We start from the raw sequence: 16,718 nt of genomic DNA, 5'->3' as shown, positions 1-16,718 counted from the left end.
ATCCGGGTATACGTGCTCTGGCTGGCGAGCGCATTCTGTGCATATGAGGCGACGCGCGCACCTGCGGCTGGTGACCTCCGACGAAGTCGTGGACACGACGCTGACGGCGGTGCTGAAGGCCGAAGACCTGGCTGAGGAGCTCGGCCTCGACCCTGAAGCCCGAGTGACGTGCGCCTGGCATCGCTGCTGGTTGCACCAGTGCGTGGACTCGCCGCCGGACACCGCGGCGAACGGACAGTTCGTCAGGGCTTACCGGACGAGCATCGCCGCGATGAACGCCGTCACGCACGCACGGTAGAACGACCCGGAAGAACTAAACCTGGTGGGTGAAGACGGCGGCCTCCGGGAGATGGCTCGGAGGCCGCTGGCTGTCCTCCGGCACGTCGAGCAACGCCCAGATGATGTGCCGGCCGCCACCGGCCGGCGTCTCGCCCATGGTGAAGTTGCAGACGGCGATGGACGCGACGTTGTGCCGCATGACGTGCCACTGCTTGAGGTCGAAGCGTGCGGTCGTGCGCACGGCAACAGACATCTTGTCGCCGCGCATCCGCAGCAGCAGCGCGAGAGGGCTGTCGTCCTCGATGTGCGACACGAGCTCCACGGCCACCTGAGGCGCCACGTCGAGCAACGACTGGACGCCCCACCGTTCGCAGGCGCGTTCGGTGATCCGCTCGGCCACGTGCGGCAGGCATCGGCACGTCGGCAGTTGCGCGTCCACCCGGTCCTCGTGCCGGAGCCGCACCACCGAGGCCAGCGCTTCCGGTGTCGTCGAGTACATCGGGATGTGCCGGGGGAGACCGCGTGACTCCAGCGTCGACCGCAAGCGGTGATCACTCACGACGAGGCTCAGCGAGATGCCCGGCCAGCGCGCCGCGGACAGCCACACGACGTCGAACAGCACGAGCAGCGCGGGCGACTCGGCGACGAGATCGTCCAGTTCCACCACCACGCCGACGAGTTCCTTGGTCGCGTAGTCGAGCAGCACGTCCTGCGCGCGCATGTACGTCGTCCAGTCGAGTCGCCCGCTGAGCCGGACGACGAGCACGCCGTTCTGCTCCCGGACGTCCACCCCGAGGCTGTCACCGGCCATGATCCCGTCCCCTCCCACAGGCCCGTCCCCAAGCCTTCAAGACTGATGGGGGTCACCGCATGGGCCCTAGGGTGTAACTACCCGTGTTTCCGCGTTGGTGCCTCCGGGGGACCGCGTTGCAGCGGGCGATCGCACCGACCTAGGGTGCGGCTGTGGGCGGTTCGCTTTCCCCAGGTCGCAGAGGCAATTTGCCTGCTGACACAACTACTTTCGTCGGCCGCAAGCACGACGTCGCCGAGGTGCGAAGGCTGCTGTCCGAGTCGCGCCTCGTCACTCTTACGGGTGTTGGTGGCGTCGGCAAGACGCGGCTGGCGCTGCGTGCTGCCGCCGAGACGAGCAGGGCGTTCCGCGACGGGGTGTGGTTCGTCGAACTGGGCGGCGTCACCGACCCGGACCTGGTCGTGCACGCCGTTCTGGAACAACTGGGCGTGCACGACGACACGGTCCGCATGCACCGCACCGTTCTGATGGAACACCTGCGCGAACGGCAGATGCTGCTGGTCCTGGACAACTGCGAGCACGTCGTCGGGGCCACCGCACGCCTCGTGGACGCGTTGCTGCGCGGTGGCCCGAGTCTGCGCGTGCTCGTCACCAGCAGGGAACGCCTCGGTGTCGACGGTGAACACCTCTGGCAGGTGGCTCCGCTGCCGCAGGACCCGGCGCTGGCGCTGTTCGCCGAACGAGCGGCCGCCGTCGAGCCCGGCTTCGTCCTCAACGCGCGCAACCACGCCGAGGTCAGCCGGATCTGTGCCCTGCTCGGTGGAATCCCGTTGGCCATCGAACTGGCCGCGGTGCGCCTGCGCGTGCTCAGCCTCGACCACTTGTCGTCCAGATTGGACAACACGTTCCGGGTGCTCGCGGACGGCAAGCGCGGCGGCGATCCGCGCCACCAGACGCTGCACGCCGCGGTCGACTGGAGCTTCCACCTGTGCACGCGGGCCGAGCAGATCCTGTGGGCGCGGGCGTCGGTGTTCTCCGGCACGTTCGACCTGGAGGCCGCGGAACGGGTCTGCTCCGGTGACGGCGTCGCGCCAGAGCAGGTCATGCACTCGCTGATGGGCCTGGTCGACAAGTCGGTCGTGGTGTCGGAGCAGCACCCGTCCGGCACCCGGTTCCGGTTGCTGGAGCCGTTGCGCCAGTACGGCCTGGAGAAGCTGCGCGACGCCGGCCGCGAGCAGGTGATGCGCGAACGGCACCGGGACCACTTCATCGAGTGGGCCGAGCGGCGCGAAAAGGAGTGGTTCGGCCCCGCCCAGCCGCAGATCTTCTCGCTGACGCGCCTGGAACACCCGAACCTGCGGTCCGCACTGGACTTCTGCTTCGACCACGACACCGACCACTGCGTGCACCTGGCCAGCACGCTGTGGTTCTACTGGGCGGGCTGCGGCATGCTCGGCGAGGGCAGGCACTGGCTCGACCGCGCCGTGGCGAACGCGAAACCGGGCCCCTTGCGAGCCAAGGCGTTGTGGGTCAACGGTTATGTGTCGACGTTGCAGGGAGACCTGCCCGCGTCGACGCGGATGCTCGACGAGTGCCGCGAGTACGCCGTCGCGTCCGGCGACGGGCCCGCGCTCGCCTACGCGACCCACCGCCTCGGCTGCACGCACCTCGTCGGCGACGACCTGGACCTCGCGGACAGCCTGTTCGAGGAGGCCATGCGGCTCTACCAGGGCCAGGGCACGGTCAACAGCCACACCATGCTCGCCGGCATCGAACTCGCGATCTCCGCGACGTTCCAGCACGACTTCGCCGCCGCGGAACGGCTCTGCGTCGAGGCCAGGGCCGTCGGCGAGGAGCACGGCGAGCTGTGGGCGCAGGCGTACGCGGTCTACGGGCTGGCCCTGTGCGCGTGGGTCAGCGGTGACTTCGTGCGCGCCGACCGGCTCGGCCGGGAGTGCCTGCGGATGAAGCGCTCGTTCCACGACCTGCTGGGCATCGTGCTCGCGATAGAGGTGCTGGCCTGGATCTCCGCCTCGCAGGGCGACGCGGTGCGCGCGGCCACGCTGCTGGGCGCCACCAACGAGATCTGGCAGTCGGTGGGCTATCCCATGTTCGGGTCGCGCTACTTCGGCACCCCGCACGGCGAGTGCGAGTCGGCGACCGTCTCCGCGCTCGGCGAGCACGAGTTCCGGGAGATGTTCCGCAAGGGCATGGACTTCCAGTTGGAGGACGCCATCGCGTTCGCCATCGGTGAGGAGCAGGCCGAGGACCCGGCACCCGTCGCGGCCCTGACCCCGCTGACCCGCCGCGAGCAGCAGGTCGCCGACCTCATCGCCGGTGGCAGTTCGAACAAGGAGATCGCGGCCAGCCTGGTGATCGCGCGCCGGACCGCGGAGGGGCACGTCGAGCGGATCCTGCAGAAGCTCGGCTTCACCTCACGCGCGCAGATCGCCACCTGGGTCACCGAGCGACGCAGCTAGTCGACGCGGCTAGTCGATGCACGGAATGCCGTCGTTCGGCGGCGGAGGAGGCGGCGCGGTGGCCAGTTCGGTCACCTTCGCCCGCACCTTGGCCTGGTCCACCCTGTTCACGTCGAGCCCGCCCAGGTGCGCGCCGCCCTCGATCGGCAGCGTGTCGAACCGCACCTCGGACGGGATGTTCCTGGCGAACTCGATCAGGTCGAACCGCGCGTCCAGCACGACGTCCTGCTTCGCCATGTCGATCATCGCCTGCACGGCGGTGACGTCGGCGCCCTTGAGCCTCTTCGCCACGGCCGACAGGAACGCCTGCTGCCGCCGCGTGCGGTCCAGATCTCCGTTCGGCAGACCGTGCCGCTGCCGCACGAACGACAGCGCCTGGCCCGCGTCGAGGTGCTGCGGCCCGGCCGGGAAGTCCGCGCCGGACAACGGGTCCTTCGCCGCGTTGCGCAGGCACACGTCCACGCCGCCGAGCCCCTCGGCGACGTGGAAGAACCCGATCAGCGAGATCTCCACCAGGTGGTCGATCGGCTGGTTCAGGAACGCCGACACCGTCTGCACCTGGGCCCTGCGTCCCGCCTCACGCCCGGCGCGTTCCAGCTCGCGCTTGTCGTGCGTGCCGGCCTCGCGCAGCCGGTCCTCCTCGACGATCTTGGCCCGGCCGTAGGCCTCCTTGATCTTGCCCTCGCCGCCCGAGGTCAGCGGCACGAGGTTGTCACGCGGCACGGACATCGCCACCGCGGGCCCGGAAGCGGGGATGTGCAACAGGATCAGCGTGTTCGCGTTGTAGCCGCCGCGGTCGCTCTCGCCCGCCTGCATGCGCCGCAGCACGTCGTCGGGCAGCGGTTCGCCGTGCAGGTCCAGCCTCGTGGTCAGGCCCATGATCAGGATGTTGCGGCCGGACTCCGACCGGGGCGCGTCGTCCGGGATCGCGTAGGACCGCTCGACGCCGGTCGAGATGGTGGACACAGTGGACCAGGCGAACGCCGAGGCGGCGAGCAGGACCGCGCTCAGGCCCAGCCAGGCGGTGCGCGTCAGGACGAGAAAGACCGTGCGGTGATAGCCACCACCTGATTGCATGAACACGACACCCCCTGAACTATTCTAGGTGTTCATGGGGGTTCAACTGCCCAGTCTCGCCGCGCTCGCGATGCTGGCGGTGTTCACGCAGACGGGGGTCTGGGTGGACGGGGGCGACATCGGCTGGGCCTTCGGCGTGTGGCTGGTGGGCGGCACGGTCGTGGCCTCCGCACTGGTTCGTCGCATCGGGTTGTGGACGGTGGCACCGGCGCCACCTCTCGTTTTCGTCGTCGTCGCGGTGGGCAACGCGGCCTGGGAGCGGCAGTCGAAGAGGCTGCCGTCGTGGGGGAGCAGCAAGGAGTTCGCCGCAGACGCGATCCCGTGGCTGGTGAACGGGTTTCCGTGGATGGCGGCGGCGGTCGGCGCGGCACTGGTGGTCACGGTCGTCCGCGTTTTCATTGGGGGCAGAAGGAAATGCAGGTCTTCGTCGACAGAAGCGGCGGTAGACGGGTAGCGGCGAGGCTGATCAGCTGGTCCGTCGCGAGTGGACTGATCCTGTTCGCCGCCGTGGTGGGCGGCACGCTGCTGGGAGCGTGGTGAAGCGCACGCCACGGTTGCACTGGATCTCCATCCTGCTCGGGCTGCTCGTGCTGATGAGCGTGGTGTCGTTCCACGCCTACGCCGCGCTCAGGCCCGTGCCCGTGCAGCAGGTGGGAGAGCACCGCGAGCTGCCGGAGGGCACGCTCGCGCTGGCGTTCCACGGCGGCCCCGACCCGAAGTGGACCCCGCGCACCCTGGAGAGGTTGCAGGCCGCCGGCATCAAGGCGACCTTCTACGTCACCGGGGCCCAGGTCACCCGCCATCCCGACGTGGCGCGGCGGATCGTCGCCGAGGGGCACCGGATCGGCCTCGACGGGTTCCGCGCCGAGGGTGATCTCGCCGGCTCGCTGAACCTCGCCTTCGCGCAGGCCGCGCTCGCCGACGCGCTGGGTGTCCACACGCGACTGGTCGGCGCTCCTGCCGAGGTCGACAGCGGCGACCGCGAGTACCAGGACATCGGCACGCTGGTCCGGATGGCGTTGCAGGACAAGGGCGGCGTCGTCCGGCTGCACGACGACGGCAGCATCGGCGGCGACATCGCCCGTGAGCTCGCGAAGCAGCCCGGCTACCGGTTCGTGCTGATCAGCGACGAGCAGCCGGTCGCGGCCTCCACGCGCGAACGGTTCACCGGCGCGGTCACCACGTGGTCGCAGCGCAACGGCGGCATCGTGCTCGTGCTGTTCGGCACGGCCATCGCGATCGCCGCCCTGCTCGGCCTGCTGCGCACCCTCATGCAGCTCGGTCTCGCGCACACCGACCGCCGGCTGCGGCGCGAGAGCGAGGAGGAGCCGCCGCCGTGGCACGCGCCGCCGGTCTCCGTGGTCGTCCCCGCGTTCAACGAGGCGCTGAACATCGTCGCCACCGTCAGGTCCATCGCCGGGAACAACCACCTCGCCGACGTCGAGGTGATCGTCGTGGACGACGGCTCGACGGACGGCACCGCGGACATCGCCGAGGAACTGGACCTCCCCGGCGTCACCGTGATCCGCCAGACCAACCAGGGCAAGCCCGCGGCGCTGAACGCGGGCATCCGCGAGGCGACGCACGACGTGCTCGTGCTGGTGGACGGCGACACGATCTTCGAGCCGGACACGGTCGGCCAGCTCGTGCAGCCGTTCGCGGACAACGACGTCGGCGCGGTCTCCGGCAACGCGAAGGTCGGCAACCGGCAGGGTCTGCTCGGGCGTTGGCAGCACCTGGAGTACTGCGCGGGGTCCAACCTGGACCGACAGATCCTGCACGCGTTGCGCTGCATCCCGACGGTGCCGGGCGCGGTGGGGGCGTTCCGCAGGGCCGCGCTCGTCGACGTCGGCGGCGTCAGCGACGACACGCTGGCCGAGGACACGGACCTCACGATGGCCGTCACGCGCGCGGGCTGGCGGGTCGCCTACCGTCCGGAGGCCAAGGCCTGGACCGAGGCGCCGGCCACCGTCCACGGCCTGTTCAAGCAGCGCTATCGCTGGTCGTACGGCACGTTCCAGGCGATGTGGAAGCACCGCGGCGCGTTGGTGGAGAACGGGCCGATGGGCCGGTTCGGCATCCTCTACCTGCTGGCGTTCCACCTGCTGCTGCCGTTGCTCGCACCGGTGATGGACCTCTTCGTGCTGTACGGGTTCCTCGTCGCGGACGCACCGCTCGCGTTGATCGTGTGGGCGGTGTTCCTGCTGATCCAGACGGCGAGCGCGGGTTACGCGCTGCGGCTCGACGGCGAGTCGCTCAAGCCGTTGTGGGCCTATCCCCTGCAACAGGTCCTGTACCGGCAGCTGATGTACGTCGTGGTGATCCAGTCGTTGATCACGGCGGTGCACGGCACGCAGCTGCGCTGGATGTCGGTGCGGCGCACGGGCCGGCTCATGGACGCTCCCGGTACGGTGCACGTCACCTGAGCCGAGGGAGGCCGGTGTGGGTCGCACGCCCCTGGACGCACCGGCGCGTCAGCAGGAGGTCTTCGCCGCCGTGCTCGGAGTGCTGGCCGAGGTCGGCTACGCGCGGTTCAACATGGACCTGGTCGCGGGCCGGGCACGTGCCAGCAAGGCGAGCCTCTACCAGCGCTGGCCGTCCAAGGCGCGGCTCATCACGGACGCGCTGAAGGCCAACCTGCCCCAGCTGTCGCAGCCGGACGAGGGGACGTTCGCCGAGGACGTCCGCCAGATCCTGCTGGCGTGGTACGAGCCGAGGCCGTTCGACACCGCCGGGATCTTCCTCGGGCTGCTCGAGGGCAGCCGCCAGGACGCCGACCTCGCGTGCCTGCGCGAGGAACACGTCGACCGCGCCTACACCGAGCACCTGCGGGTCGCCGTGGACCGGGCGAAGGACCGGGGCGAACTGCCGGGCGACCTGAACGCCGACGTCCTCATCACCGCGCTGATCTCGACGTTCGTCCTGCGGTCCGAGGAACCGGGCGTGATCGACAGCATCGTCGACGGCCTGTTGAGACCGCTCATCGGCACCTTTCGGACCAAATAACTCGTCAGGGAGTAGTTTCTTCGCTACGTTCGGTCATGGATTCAAAAGAACAGTTCTGTTCTGTTGAGGGGGATTTCCCGTGACTGAAGCTGCCGTCTGCCCGGTCCTGCACGAGCGCGACCACCCGCTGCAGCCGCCGACCGGCTTTCCGGAGGCCGTCGGCGACGGACCGGTGAAGATGCTCTGGCCCAACGGTGTCGAGGCCTGGGTCGTGTCCAGCTACGCCGGTGTCCGGCAGGTCCTGTCCGACGCGCGGTTCAGCACCCGCAAGGGCGGCCAGCCGGAGATGCGCACCGACGAGGGCGAGACCGTGCTCGACCCCGACCAGCCGGGCAACATCAACGGCATCGACGGCGCCGAGCACATGCGGTTGCGCCGCCCTCTCTCGCGCGGCTTCATGGTCAAGCGCATGAACGAGCTGCGTCCGCGCATCCAGCAGATCGTCGACGAGCACCTCGACGTGATGGAGGCCAAGGGCGCTCCCGCGGACCTGGTCACCTCGCTGTGCCTGCCGCTGCCGTCGCTGGTGATCGCCGAGCTGCTGGGCGTGCCGCCGGAGCACCAGGAGCTGTTCCAGGCCACGGCGGGCGACCTGTTCGGCAAGAACGGCTCGAAGGACGAGTACCTGGCGCACGCCACCAAGCTCGCCGAGGTGCTCGCGCCGATCGTCGCGGAGAAGAAGGCCGCCGGCTCGAACGACGACATGATCGGCCTGATGGCCAACGACACCGACTTCAGCATGGACGAGCTGATCTTCCTCTGCATCGGCCTGCTCGCGGCCGGGCACGAGACCACGTCGAACTTCCTCGGCCTGTTCACGCTGCACCTGTTCGAGAAGCCCGACCAGCTGGAGATCCTCCAGCGCGACCCGAGCCGCGCGGACGTGGTGGTCGAGGAGCTGATGCGGTACACGGTGGGCCAGCTCGGCGGCTCCGGCCTGATCCGCAGGGCGACCGAGGACGTCGAGGTCGACGGCGTGCTGATCAGGGCAGGCGACTGGGTGAGCGTGTCGCTCATGGCGAACCTCGACGAGGCGCTCTGCCCGCGGGCCGATGAGCTCGACCTGGAACGGGACGCCGTGTCGCACCTGGGGTTCGGTTTCGGGCCGCACCAGTGCCTCGGCGCCAACCTGGCCCGCGCGGAGCTGCAGATCGGGCTGCGGTCGCTGTTCGAACGGTTCCCGAACCTGCGGCCCGCCGTGCCCGTGACGGAGTTGAGGTACCGCAACGACATGATCACCTATGGCGCCGCCGAGATTCCGGTGGTCTGGTGACGACAGTCCGGATAGACCAGACGAAGTGCATCGGATCGGGCCAGTGCGTGCTCGCCGCACCGGACGTGTTCGATCAGTCGGATGACGACGGGCTCGGCCTCGTGCTGGTCGCCGAACCGTCCGCCGACCTGCTGCCGGGCGTTCGTGACGCGGTGGACAGGTGTCCCGCTCAGGTGGTGAGCCTGGAAGAGTGACTTGATCGGCCGTTCCGGTGAGGAGCAATTACCGGAAATGGATTCAGTTCGGCGGTGTTGACACCTTGTTGGCCCCTTTCCGATCACCACGGCCGTCCGAAATCGTAGGCGCGGCCACCACGGCGTTGTGGTGGCCGCGCCGACGTGTTCCAGGAGAGTCCAAAGACCCTTCCCGACCAGGCCCGACAGAGGGATGGTGGCGGCGGCGCGGTGAATACCGGCGGTGTGTAGCGGGTACCTCTGCAACGGGTGCGCGGCGCACGTCAGGAGGGCCAACCTATGGTCAGCGGCGAAGCTTTTCCGGCTCGCGTGGACAAGACCGACGTGCGGCATGTCGAATCTCTGACAAGTGCGCTTCGGGCACTCGATCACGAATATGGCGGCGGTGCCTGCCGGGACGCCTGCGTCGCGTTGCTGAACTGGGCGAACCCGCTGCTCGACACCGCCCCCACCGGACGGGTCCTGCACCGCCTCCAGGTGGCCATCGCGGACCTGCACAACCTGGCCGGCTGGGCGTCGTTCGACATGGGACTGCTGGAGTCCGCACACCTGCACTTCGGCCGTGCGATGGGCCTCGCGCGCGCGTCCGGCAACAGCGCGCTGGAGGCGAACATCCACTACCGGATGGGCCGCGTGCACCTGCACTACGAGCTCGCCGAGGACGCTTTGGCGTCGTTCCAACGAGGTCTGCCCATCGCGCAGGCCAGCGGGTCCACGCTGGCCGTGTCGATCCTGCACGCCAACGAGGCGTGGGCGTTCGCGAAGATGGGCGCGGAAAGGCAGGCGTTGCGCCAGTTCGCACGCGCTGAGGACGAGTTCGGACAGTCCGTCGCCGAGGACGCACCGCCGTGGGCGCGGTTCTTCGACCTCGCCGACCTGGTGTCCATTGGCGGCATGGTGCACACCGAACTCGCACGCACGTGCGACGTGAAGTACGCGCGGACGGCGATCCCGCTGCTCACCAGGGCCATTTCCGCCGGGGGAGAGGAAACGTCGCGCAGCCAGTCGTTCCGGCTGGCCGCGCTGGCGATGAACCACCTGGTGCAGAACGACACCGAACGCGCGCGCGAGGTCGGGGAACAGGCGATCGCGGTGTCCGGTCCCATCCGCTCGGCCCGCACCCGGGATCGCATGCGGCCGTTGAAGCAGGAGGCGGAACGGTTGCGGGGCAACGAGGCCGCGGACGATCTGGCGTCACGTCTGGGGAAGTTCATGACGTCACAAGGAGCGGCCTGAGTTGGAGGCGTCACCGGGGCCCGAGGAGAGGTTTGGGCTTCGGGCCCCGGCGACACCGTCTGAAGGGGAGCGGCGCCCCGCTGGGGGGCCAAGACGCCGCTCCGGTCTGGTGCGTCAGCAGCGGATGCTGGTCTCGGCGCGGTAGGTCGCGGCGCCGGAGTACCACTCGGCGAACGCGTTGGTGCAGGTGTCCAGGGTGTCCGTGCCGTAGGACCAGAGTTCCTGCTGCCGGTAGCTGCCCGCCTTGCGGCCCGCGTGGGCGTACGGCTCACGTGACGACTCGCTGCCCCACTTCGCGATGATGACGAACAGCGGGGTGTAGGGCGCGCCCGCGTTGTGCACGCTGTCCCAGGTGTAGATGTAGGCCCAGTTCTTGCCGCAGCCCTTGAACTGCTTGACCGAGGCCCACTTCTGCCCGCCGGAACCGATGTAGCCGGTGGTGCCGATCTGCGTCACCGGTCCGCAGCCGGGGGCGCTCTCGGCCTGGGCCTGGCCGGACGTCACCACTCCCAGGAACAACGCCGCGGCGGCGAGGAAGGTTGTCCGCTTCATGGGCGAGAAGCATCACGCGGCCCGCTGACATTTCGCTGACACCTCGGGTTACCGGCTGGTTAGGATCGGGCCCATGCAACGCCGGTGGGAGTTCAGGGTTCTCGGATCGTTGCAGGTCACCGACTCGGGCCGGGCGGTGGAGCTGCGCTCGGCCAAACAGCGTGTCCTGCTCGCCGCGTTGCTGATGAAGGCGAACGCGCCGGTCTCGTCCTATGAGCTGATGGAACACCTCTGGGGCGACGAGCCGTCCGGTGCGGCGCGCGCGACCTTGCAGACGTACGTCATGCGGTTGAGACAGTCGCTGGACGACCTGGCCGACCGCAAACTCGTGCGCACGTGGCCGACCGGCTACTCGATCCACGTCGAGGACGACCAGCTCGACCTGCTGACGTTCCAGCGGCTGCGCGCGGAAGCCCGGCGCGCGCCCGATCTGGAGACGGAGGCGCGGCTGTTGGGCGAGGCCGCGGCGTTGTGGCGCGGCCCTGCCCTGGACCAGGTGTCGTCGCTGCGGATGGAACAGACCGACGTGCAGCGCCTGAACGAACAGCGCTGGGAGGTGCTGGAACGCCGCAACGAAGCCGAGCTGCAGCTGGGCCGGCACGACCAGATCGTCGACGAACTGCGCTCGCTCGTCGCGGAACACCCGCTGCGCGAACGCTTCTGGTACCAGCTCATGCTCGCGCTGCACCGCACCGGCCAGCAGGCGCAGGCGCTCGACGTCTACCGCAGGGCCAGCGAGGTGCTCGCCGACGAGCTCGGCATCGACCCGAACGCCGAGCTCCGCGCCCTGCACATGGAGGTCCTCGCGGGCTCTTCCGCGCCGGTCGCCGTCCAGTCGGGACCGTCCTGGCTGCCGCCCGCGGTCGGTGACTTCTCCGGGCGGTCCGACGAGGTCGTGCGGCTGACCGCCGGGTTGCGGGCCGGGGGCACCTGGACGATCACCGGGCCCGGTGGCGTCGGCAAGACGTCGCTGGCCGTGCACTGCGCCCACGCCGTCCGGGACGCCTTCCCGGACGGGCAGCTGTACCTGAACCTGCGCGGCGGTGAGCAGAAGCCCGTCGAACCCGCGGCCGCGCTGGACCGGTTGCTGCGCGGCCTCGGCGTGTCCGGCGGTGCCATTCCGTCCTCTGTGGAGGATCGGGTCGATCTCTACCGGGACCTGTTGTCGGACCGGCGGATCCTCGTCGTGCTGGACAACGCGGTGAACGAGGCCCAGGTCCGGCCGTTGCTGCCGGGGACCACCTCGGGTGCCGCCCTGGTGACCTCGCGGGCCGCGCTGGCCGGGCTGGAAGCGGCGCACGTCGTGCCGCTGGACGTGCTGCCGTCCGCGGACGCGCTGGCGTTGCTGCGGGCCGCGGTCGGGGAGGCCCGGTGTGCCGCCGAACCCGCCGCGGCGCAGGAGATCGTGACCTACTGCGGCAAGCTGCCGCTGGCGTTGCGGGTGGCCGCGGCCCGGCTGGTGGCGCGTCCGCACTGGCAGCTCGCGAAGCTCGCCGGCCGGTTGTCCGACGAACGCCGCAGGTTCGACGAGCTGTCGCTGGGCGATCTCGACGTGCGGGCCTCACTCGCGTTGTCCTACGACGGCCTGGACAAGACGCGCCAGACCGCGTTCCGGCTGCTGTCCCTGGTGGACACCCCGGACTTCCCGGCGTGGGTCGCGTCCCCGTTGCTGGGCCTCGATCTCGACGACGCCGAGGACCACGTCGAGGCGCTGGTCGACGCCCGCCTGGTCGACTACGCGGGCCGGGACGCGCTGGGGCAGGTGCGGTACCGGCTGCACGACCTGTTGCGCGCCTTCGGCAGGGAGGCCGCCTCCGAGGATCCGGCCATCGCGCTCCAGCCGCTGTTCGAGCAGTGGCTCGACCTGGCGGTGCGGGCCGACGCGGAGCTGCCGCACCAGGGCGTCCGGCTGGAACCCCTTGAGCTGGAACGGTTCGACCTCGGTGACGCGGCCGACTGGTTCGACGCGGAGTGGCTGAACATCCACGCCGTGATCACCCAGGCGGCGGCGCTGGGGCTGGGCGTGCTGGCCGCCGAACTGGCGATCCGGTCGGCGGCGTTCTGCGACCTGCGGGCCCGGTTCGACGACTGGGAGCAGATCAACGACCTCGGCCTGTCCTGCGCGCCCGAGTCCCGCCGTCCGATGTTGTTCCAGCAGCGCGGGATCCTGAGCGCCCGGCTGCACGACTACGCCGCGGCCTCGGCCCACTTCCAGGCCGCACAGGAGGGTTTCGCCGCCGCCGGAGACGTGTGGGGCGAGGCCTACGCCTGGTACGGCATGGGCTGGATGCACGAGTGGAGCGGACGGTCCGCGGAGGCCCGTGAGGCGCATCGTGAGGCCAAGGCCCGATTCGCCGCCTCCGACAACCCGCACGGCGAGATCGAGGTGCTGTGCTCGCTGGGCGCCATCGAGCGCCGGGCCGGTGGACTGGTCGCCGCGCAGGGCTACCTGGAACGGGCCTGCCGGCTCGCCGGGCAGATGGGGGACTCGCAGAGCGAGTTGATGGCCACGCTGGAACTGGGGCGGTTGCACCAGTTCACCGGCGAACTGACGTTGTCGGAGGAGTTCCTGCGGGCGTCCCTCGCCGCCGCGCAGAAGTTCGGGGACCCGGACCTGGCCGCGAACATCCGGCTGTTCCTGGCGGACACGCTGATCCGGTCGGGGCAGGACTCCCTCGCGGAGGACCAGCTGCGGCAGGCCTGGGAGTTCTTCGAGGAGCACGACGACCGGCAGGGCCGCATCTGGGTGTGGCGCCTGAGGTCCGGGATGGCCTCCTCCGCGGAAGAGGCGTTGACGCTGGCCTCCCTCGCCATGGAACAGGCTCGGAAGATGGGGTCGCCGCCGGAGTTCGGGCGGTCGTTGCGGGTGCTGGGCAACGCGCTGGAGCGCGCCGGGCGGCGGGACGAGGCGCGCGAGCACTGGCAGCTGGCGGAGGAAACGCTGACGGCGGCCGGGTTCCAGGCCGAGGTGGACGAACTCCGGCTGGCGACTAGCCCTGGTTCTGGCTGAGCACCGTGTCGACCGTGACGCCGGACGCGATGATCATGCTGAGCAACGGGTCCGGCACCTGGCGGTGGAACTGCACGACGTAGTTGTCCGCCGTCGAGAACATGGCCTTCGCCATGCCCTGCCAGGTCTTGGTGATGCGCGCGACCTCGGTGTCGGTGTGGTCCTGCAGCGAGAAGTTCCACGCGCGCCAGTTCTCCGCGTAGATGCCGCCCACCTTCATCCCGTTGCACACGTAGGCGAAGCGGACCTTGCCGAAGACGTTCTCCTGCACGATCTCACCGATCGGCATGCCGTCGCCGCGCTCGACCAGGACCTTGGACTTCCACATCGTCGCGGGACGGGTGATGCGCAGCAGCGGAAGGCCCTGCACGTCGCGGATCTCCAGGCGGACGTCGAGCATCGCGTCCATCTTGGTGAAGGCGCGCAGGGCTTTGGCGGCGCCGGACTGGCCGACCTGTTCCACCGTGCCGATGTGGCGGGCGTGCTGGTCGTACACGACGTAGGAGTTCGACATCTCGACGAGCTTCGCCTTCTGGTTCACGACCAGGACGGGCTCGGTGAACAGGGTGCCACCGCCTCCGCCGACGACGCCCTGGACGCCGGCGCGCTGCACCTGCCGCGCCACGCGGTCCTGACCGGTGCCGCCCATCTGCACCTCGGCGTGGTGGGCGTCGGCCTGCTCCTGGCGCGGCTGCACGTGGGGCGTCCACTGGGTGCCGTCCCACCAGCGGACGAAGCGCTGGTCGGCGTTGTCCGGGTACCAGCCTGGCGCGAAGTTCACACCGATGAGAGTAGTGCGCCGGTCGTGGAACTGAGTCAGGATCGGGAGCATGTTCGTGGGCAAACGATTCTTCGCGGCGCTGCTGGCCGCGGTACTCGTCCTGTTCGGCGTCAATGCCGGAATCGCCGGTGCCGCACCGGAAGCGTGCGCGGGCGCCTACCAGAACGACAGCAGGCTCGGGCCGGAGACGTTGCCCCGCCCGTGGCGGCAGCCGGTGGGGCCGCTGGTCGCCGGGTACCAGCGGTTCGGCTCGCTCGGTCAGGACGCCTTCCTGGCGAGGTACTGGAACGGCACGGGGTGGAACTACCCGCCGCAGGACGGGTTCAGGCTGGGGCCAGGCGGTGAGCCGATCAAGTACAGGCGGACGTTGCGCGCCGAGACCAGGCTCGACCGGTTCGGCAGCGAGTTCGGCGGGTTCCTGGCGTACAAGGGCGCGCACTACTCGACCAGGGCGATTCCGCCGCAGAGCCTCTACACGTTCGATGCCGCGTACCGGTGCAACTACCACGCCTACAAGGTCACCAAGGCGTTCGCGGTGTGGGAGGGGCCCATCGCGCCCTGGTTCGAGCAGCCCGGCGGCGGGCTGCAGCAGAAGCTGGACAGGGCGCTGGTGCCAGGCGACGGGGCACTGAACGTCGCCTGGCTGCTCTCCAACGGTTACCTCGTGCGGATCAACTGACGGTGATCGCGCCCGCCGGGCACAGGCTCGCCGCTTCCTTCGCGGTGGCCTCGTGCGCGGCGTCGGGGTGCTCTTCCAGCAGTACGACGGTGCCGTCGTCTTCGCTCTGGTCGAAGAGGTCGGGGTCGGTCAAAACGCACATTCCCGAACCGCAGCACTTCGTCTGGTCGACGGAGATCTTCATGCCGTCCACGCTACTGGCAGCGAGTGGACTCCGTAGATCCCCATGTCGGTGCGCAGCGGCACCTCCTCGGGGTCGATGTCGAGCCGCAGGTCCGGGAACTCCTGGAACAGCCTGGAGAAACCGATCCGCATCTCGATCCGCGCGAGCTGCTGACCCAGGCACTGGTGGATGCCGTGCCCGAACGCCACGTGGCCACTGGCCGGACGGCGCAGGTCGAGCTCCTCGGGGTTACCGGGGAACTTCTCCGGGTCGCGGTTGGCCGCCGGCACGTGCATCACCACGGTGTCACCGGCCTTGATGAGGTGGCCGTCGATCTCCACGTCCTCGACGGCGGTGCGCGTCGGTCCGAAGTGGATGATCGACAGGTACCGCATCAGCTCCTCGACGGCGTTGTCGACGACCTCCGGCTCGTCGCGCAGGATCTTGAGCTGGTCCGGGTGCTGCAGCAGCGTGAACGTGCCGAGGCCCAGCATGTTCGCCGTGGTCTCGTGGCCGGCCAGCAGGAGCAGCAGCGCCATGTTCGACGCTTCCTCGTCGGTCGGCTCCCCGGTGGCGAGCAGATCGCTGATCATGTCGTCGCCCGGGTCAGCCTTCTTGCGGACGATCAGCTCGCGCATGAACTCCTGGATGCGCGCCATCGCCTCCATGGCCTCTTTGAACGTCGACTCCAGGCTCAGCATCTTCGTCGTGTCTTCCTGGAACCTGTGCCGCTCGTCGTAGTCGACGCCGAGAATCGCGCAGATCACCAGCGACGGCACCGGAAGCGCGAACTCCTTCACGAGGTCCGCGTGGCCGTCGAACGTGCGCAGGTGCTTGAGCTGGTCGTCGACGATCGTGCCGATCCACTCGGCCAGCTGGTTCATCCGCCGGACGGTGAACTGGCCCTGCAGCATCCTGCGCAGCCGGGTGTGGTCCGGCGGGTCCTGGCTCAGGAACATGCCCGGCTCGACCTTGCGCTTCTCCTTCGGCGCCTCGCCCTGGAACCTGACGTCCAGCATGTGGTGCCGGCCGGGGTCGTTGGTGAACTTCGGGCTCCCCAGGACCTCGCGCACCTGGTGGTGGCCGGTGACGAGCCAGCCGAGGTGACCGTCGGCGAACTTCAGCCTGCTGACGTGGGCCTGCTCGCGGATCCGGGTGACCTCGGCGGGTGGGTCGAACGGGTTCTGGCGCGTCGTGGGCAGTTTCTCGGAGATCAGTTCGGTCATCTCGCACACCT

Annotated in this window: 16 protein-coding genes; 10 read left to right on the top strand and 6 right to left on the bottom strand. The window is 69.5% G+C overall.

The features are described from left to right. Positions 1-43: 43 nt before the first annotated feature. Positions 44-298, top strand: coding sequence for a hypothetical protein (locus ACH413_RS30035; protein WP_360042059.1), 255 nt, complete (start codon positions 44-46; stop codon positions 296-298). Between the two features lie 15 nt (positions 299-313). Here the strand turns inward: ACH413_RS30035 and ACH413_RS30030 are convergent, their stop codons facing one another. Continuing rightward, the gene (locus ACH413_RS30030; protein ID WP_360042062.1) at positions 314-1,090 is read right to left on the bottom strand and encodes an STAS domain-containing protein; all 777 of its coding nucleotides are present in this window, start codon (positions 1,088-1,090) and stop codon (positions 314-316) included. Between the two features lie 188 nt (positions 1,091-1,278). Between ACH413_RS30030 and ACH413_RS30025 the strand changes: the two genes are divergently transcribed. Then, entirely contained in the window at positions 1,279-3,510 is a 2,232-nt protein-coding gene (locus ACH413_RS30025) for a LuxR C-terminal-related transcriptional regulator (RefSeq protein WP_360042065.1), read from the top strand. A gap of 9 nt (positions 3,511-3,519) precedes the next feature. Here ACH413_RS30025 and ACH413_RS30020 read toward each other — a convergent pair whose 3' ends face one another. Continuing rightward, entirely contained in the window at positions 3,520-4,587 is a 1,068-nt protein-coding gene (locus tag ACH413_RS30020) for an LCP family protein (RefSeq protein WP_360042068.1), read from the bottom strand. Between the two features lie 34 nt (positions 4,588-4,621). On the opposite strand from ACH413_RS30020, the gene ACH413_RS30015 reads away from it, so the two are divergent. From ACH413_RS30015 to ACH413_RS29990, 6 genes are all read left to right on the top strand, one after another. Beyond that, positions 4,622-5,041, top strand: coding sequence for a DUF6542 domain-containing protein (locus tag ACH413_RS30015; RefSeq protein ID WP_360042071.1), 420 nt, complete (start codon positions 4,622-4,624; stop codon positions 5,039-5,041). Between the two features lie 82 nt (positions 5,042-5,123). Then, positions 5,124-7,013, top strand: coding sequence for a bifunctional polysaccharide deacetylase/glycosyltransferase family 2 protein (locus ACH413_RS30010; RefSeq protein ID WP_360042074.1), 1,890 nt, complete (start codon positions 5,124-5,126; stop codon positions 7,011-7,013). A 16-nt stretch (positions 7,014-7,029) separates the two neighbouring features. Next, the gene (locus ACH413_RS30005) at positions 7,030-7,593 is read left to right on the top strand and encodes a TetR/AcrR family transcriptional regulator (RefSeq protein ID WP_360042077.1); all 564 of its coding nucleotides are present in this window, start codon (positions 7,030-7,032) and stop codon (positions 7,591-7,593) included. A gap of 79 nt (positions 7,594-7,672) precedes the next feature. After that, on the top strand, positions 7,673-8,866 hold the full coding sequence (locus ACH413_RS30000) for a cytochrome P450 (RefSeq protein ID WP_360042080.1): 1,194 nt from the start codon (positions 7,673-7,675) through the stop codon (positions 8,864-8,866). After that, entirely contained in the window at positions 8,863-9,060 is a 198-nt protein-coding gene (locus tag ACH413_RS29995) for a ferredoxin (RefSeq protein WP_360042083.1), read from the top strand. The genes ACH413_RS30000 and ACH413_RS29995 overlap by 4 nt, the downstream gene beginning before the upstream one ends. 309 nt (positions 9,061-9,369) lie before the next feature. Then, complete coding sequence (locus tag ACH413_RS29990; protein WP_360042086.1) at positions 9,370-10,296, top strand: hypothetical protein; 927 nt, start codon at positions 9,370-9,372, stop codon at positions 10,294-10,296. A gap of 114 nt (positions 10,297-10,410) precedes the next feature. Here the strand turns inward: ACH413_RS29990 and ACH413_RS29985 are convergent, their stop codons facing one another. Beyond that, entirely contained in the window at positions 10,411-10,848 is a 438-nt protein-coding gene (locus tag ACH413_RS29985) for a hypothetical protein (protein WP_360042089.1), read from the bottom strand. Between the two features lie 73 nt (positions 10,849-10,921). Between ACH413_RS29985 and ACH413_RS29980 the strand changes: the two genes are divergently transcribed. After that, the gene (locus tag ACH413_RS29980; RefSeq protein ID WP_360042091.1) at positions 10,922-13,858 is read left to right on the top strand and encodes a BTAD domain-containing putative transcriptional regulator; all 2,937 of its coding nucleotides are present in this window, start codon (positions 10,922-10,924) and stop codon (positions 13,856-13,858) included. Here ACH413_RS29980 and ACH413_RS29975 read toward each other — a convergent pair. Then, positions 13,839-14,639, bottom strand: coding sequence for a phospholipid scramblase-related protein (locus ACH413_RS29975; protein WP_360042094.1), 801 nt, complete (start codon positions 14,637-14,639; stop codon positions 13,839-13,841). The genes ACH413_RS29980 and ACH413_RS29975 overlap by 20 nt on opposite strands. A 55-nt stretch (positions 14,640-14,694) precedes the next feature. On the opposite strand from ACH413_RS29975, the gene ACH413_RS29970 reads away from it, so the two are divergent. Then, positions 14,695-15,318 (top strand): TNT domain-containing protein, encoded by a 624-nt coding sequence (locus tag ACH413_RS29970; protein WP_360042097.1) that lies wholly within the window; start codon positions 14,695-14,697, stop codon positions 15,316-15,318. Here the strand turns inward: ACH413_RS29970 and ACH413_RS29965 are convergent. Both ACH413_RS29965 and ACH413_RS29960 read right to left on the bottom strand, forming a co-directional pair. Then, positions 15,311-15,502 (bottom strand): ferredoxin, encoded by a 192-nt coding sequence (locus ACH413_RS29965; RefSeq protein WP_360042100.1) that lies wholly within the window; start codon positions 15,500-15,502, stop codon positions 15,311-15,313. The two genes, ACH413_RS29970 and ACH413_RS29965, sit on opposite strands and share 8 nt — an antisense overlap. Next, entirely contained in the window at positions 15,499-16,707 is a 1,209-nt protein-coding gene (locus ACH413_RS29960; RefSeq protein WP_360042103.1) for a cytochrome P450, read from the bottom strand. The genes ACH413_RS29965 and ACH413_RS29960 overlap by 4 nt, the downstream gene beginning before the upstream one ends. Positions 16,708-16,718 lie beyond the last annotated feature (11 nt).

Origin of the sequence: Lentzea sp. NPDC020367 (assembly GCF_044387305.1) — a bacterium.
Lineage (GTDB): Bacteria > Actinomycetota > Actinomycetes > Mycobacteriales > Pseudonocardiaceae > Lentzea.
This window is presented reverse-complemented; position numbering and strand designations above follow the sequence as displayed.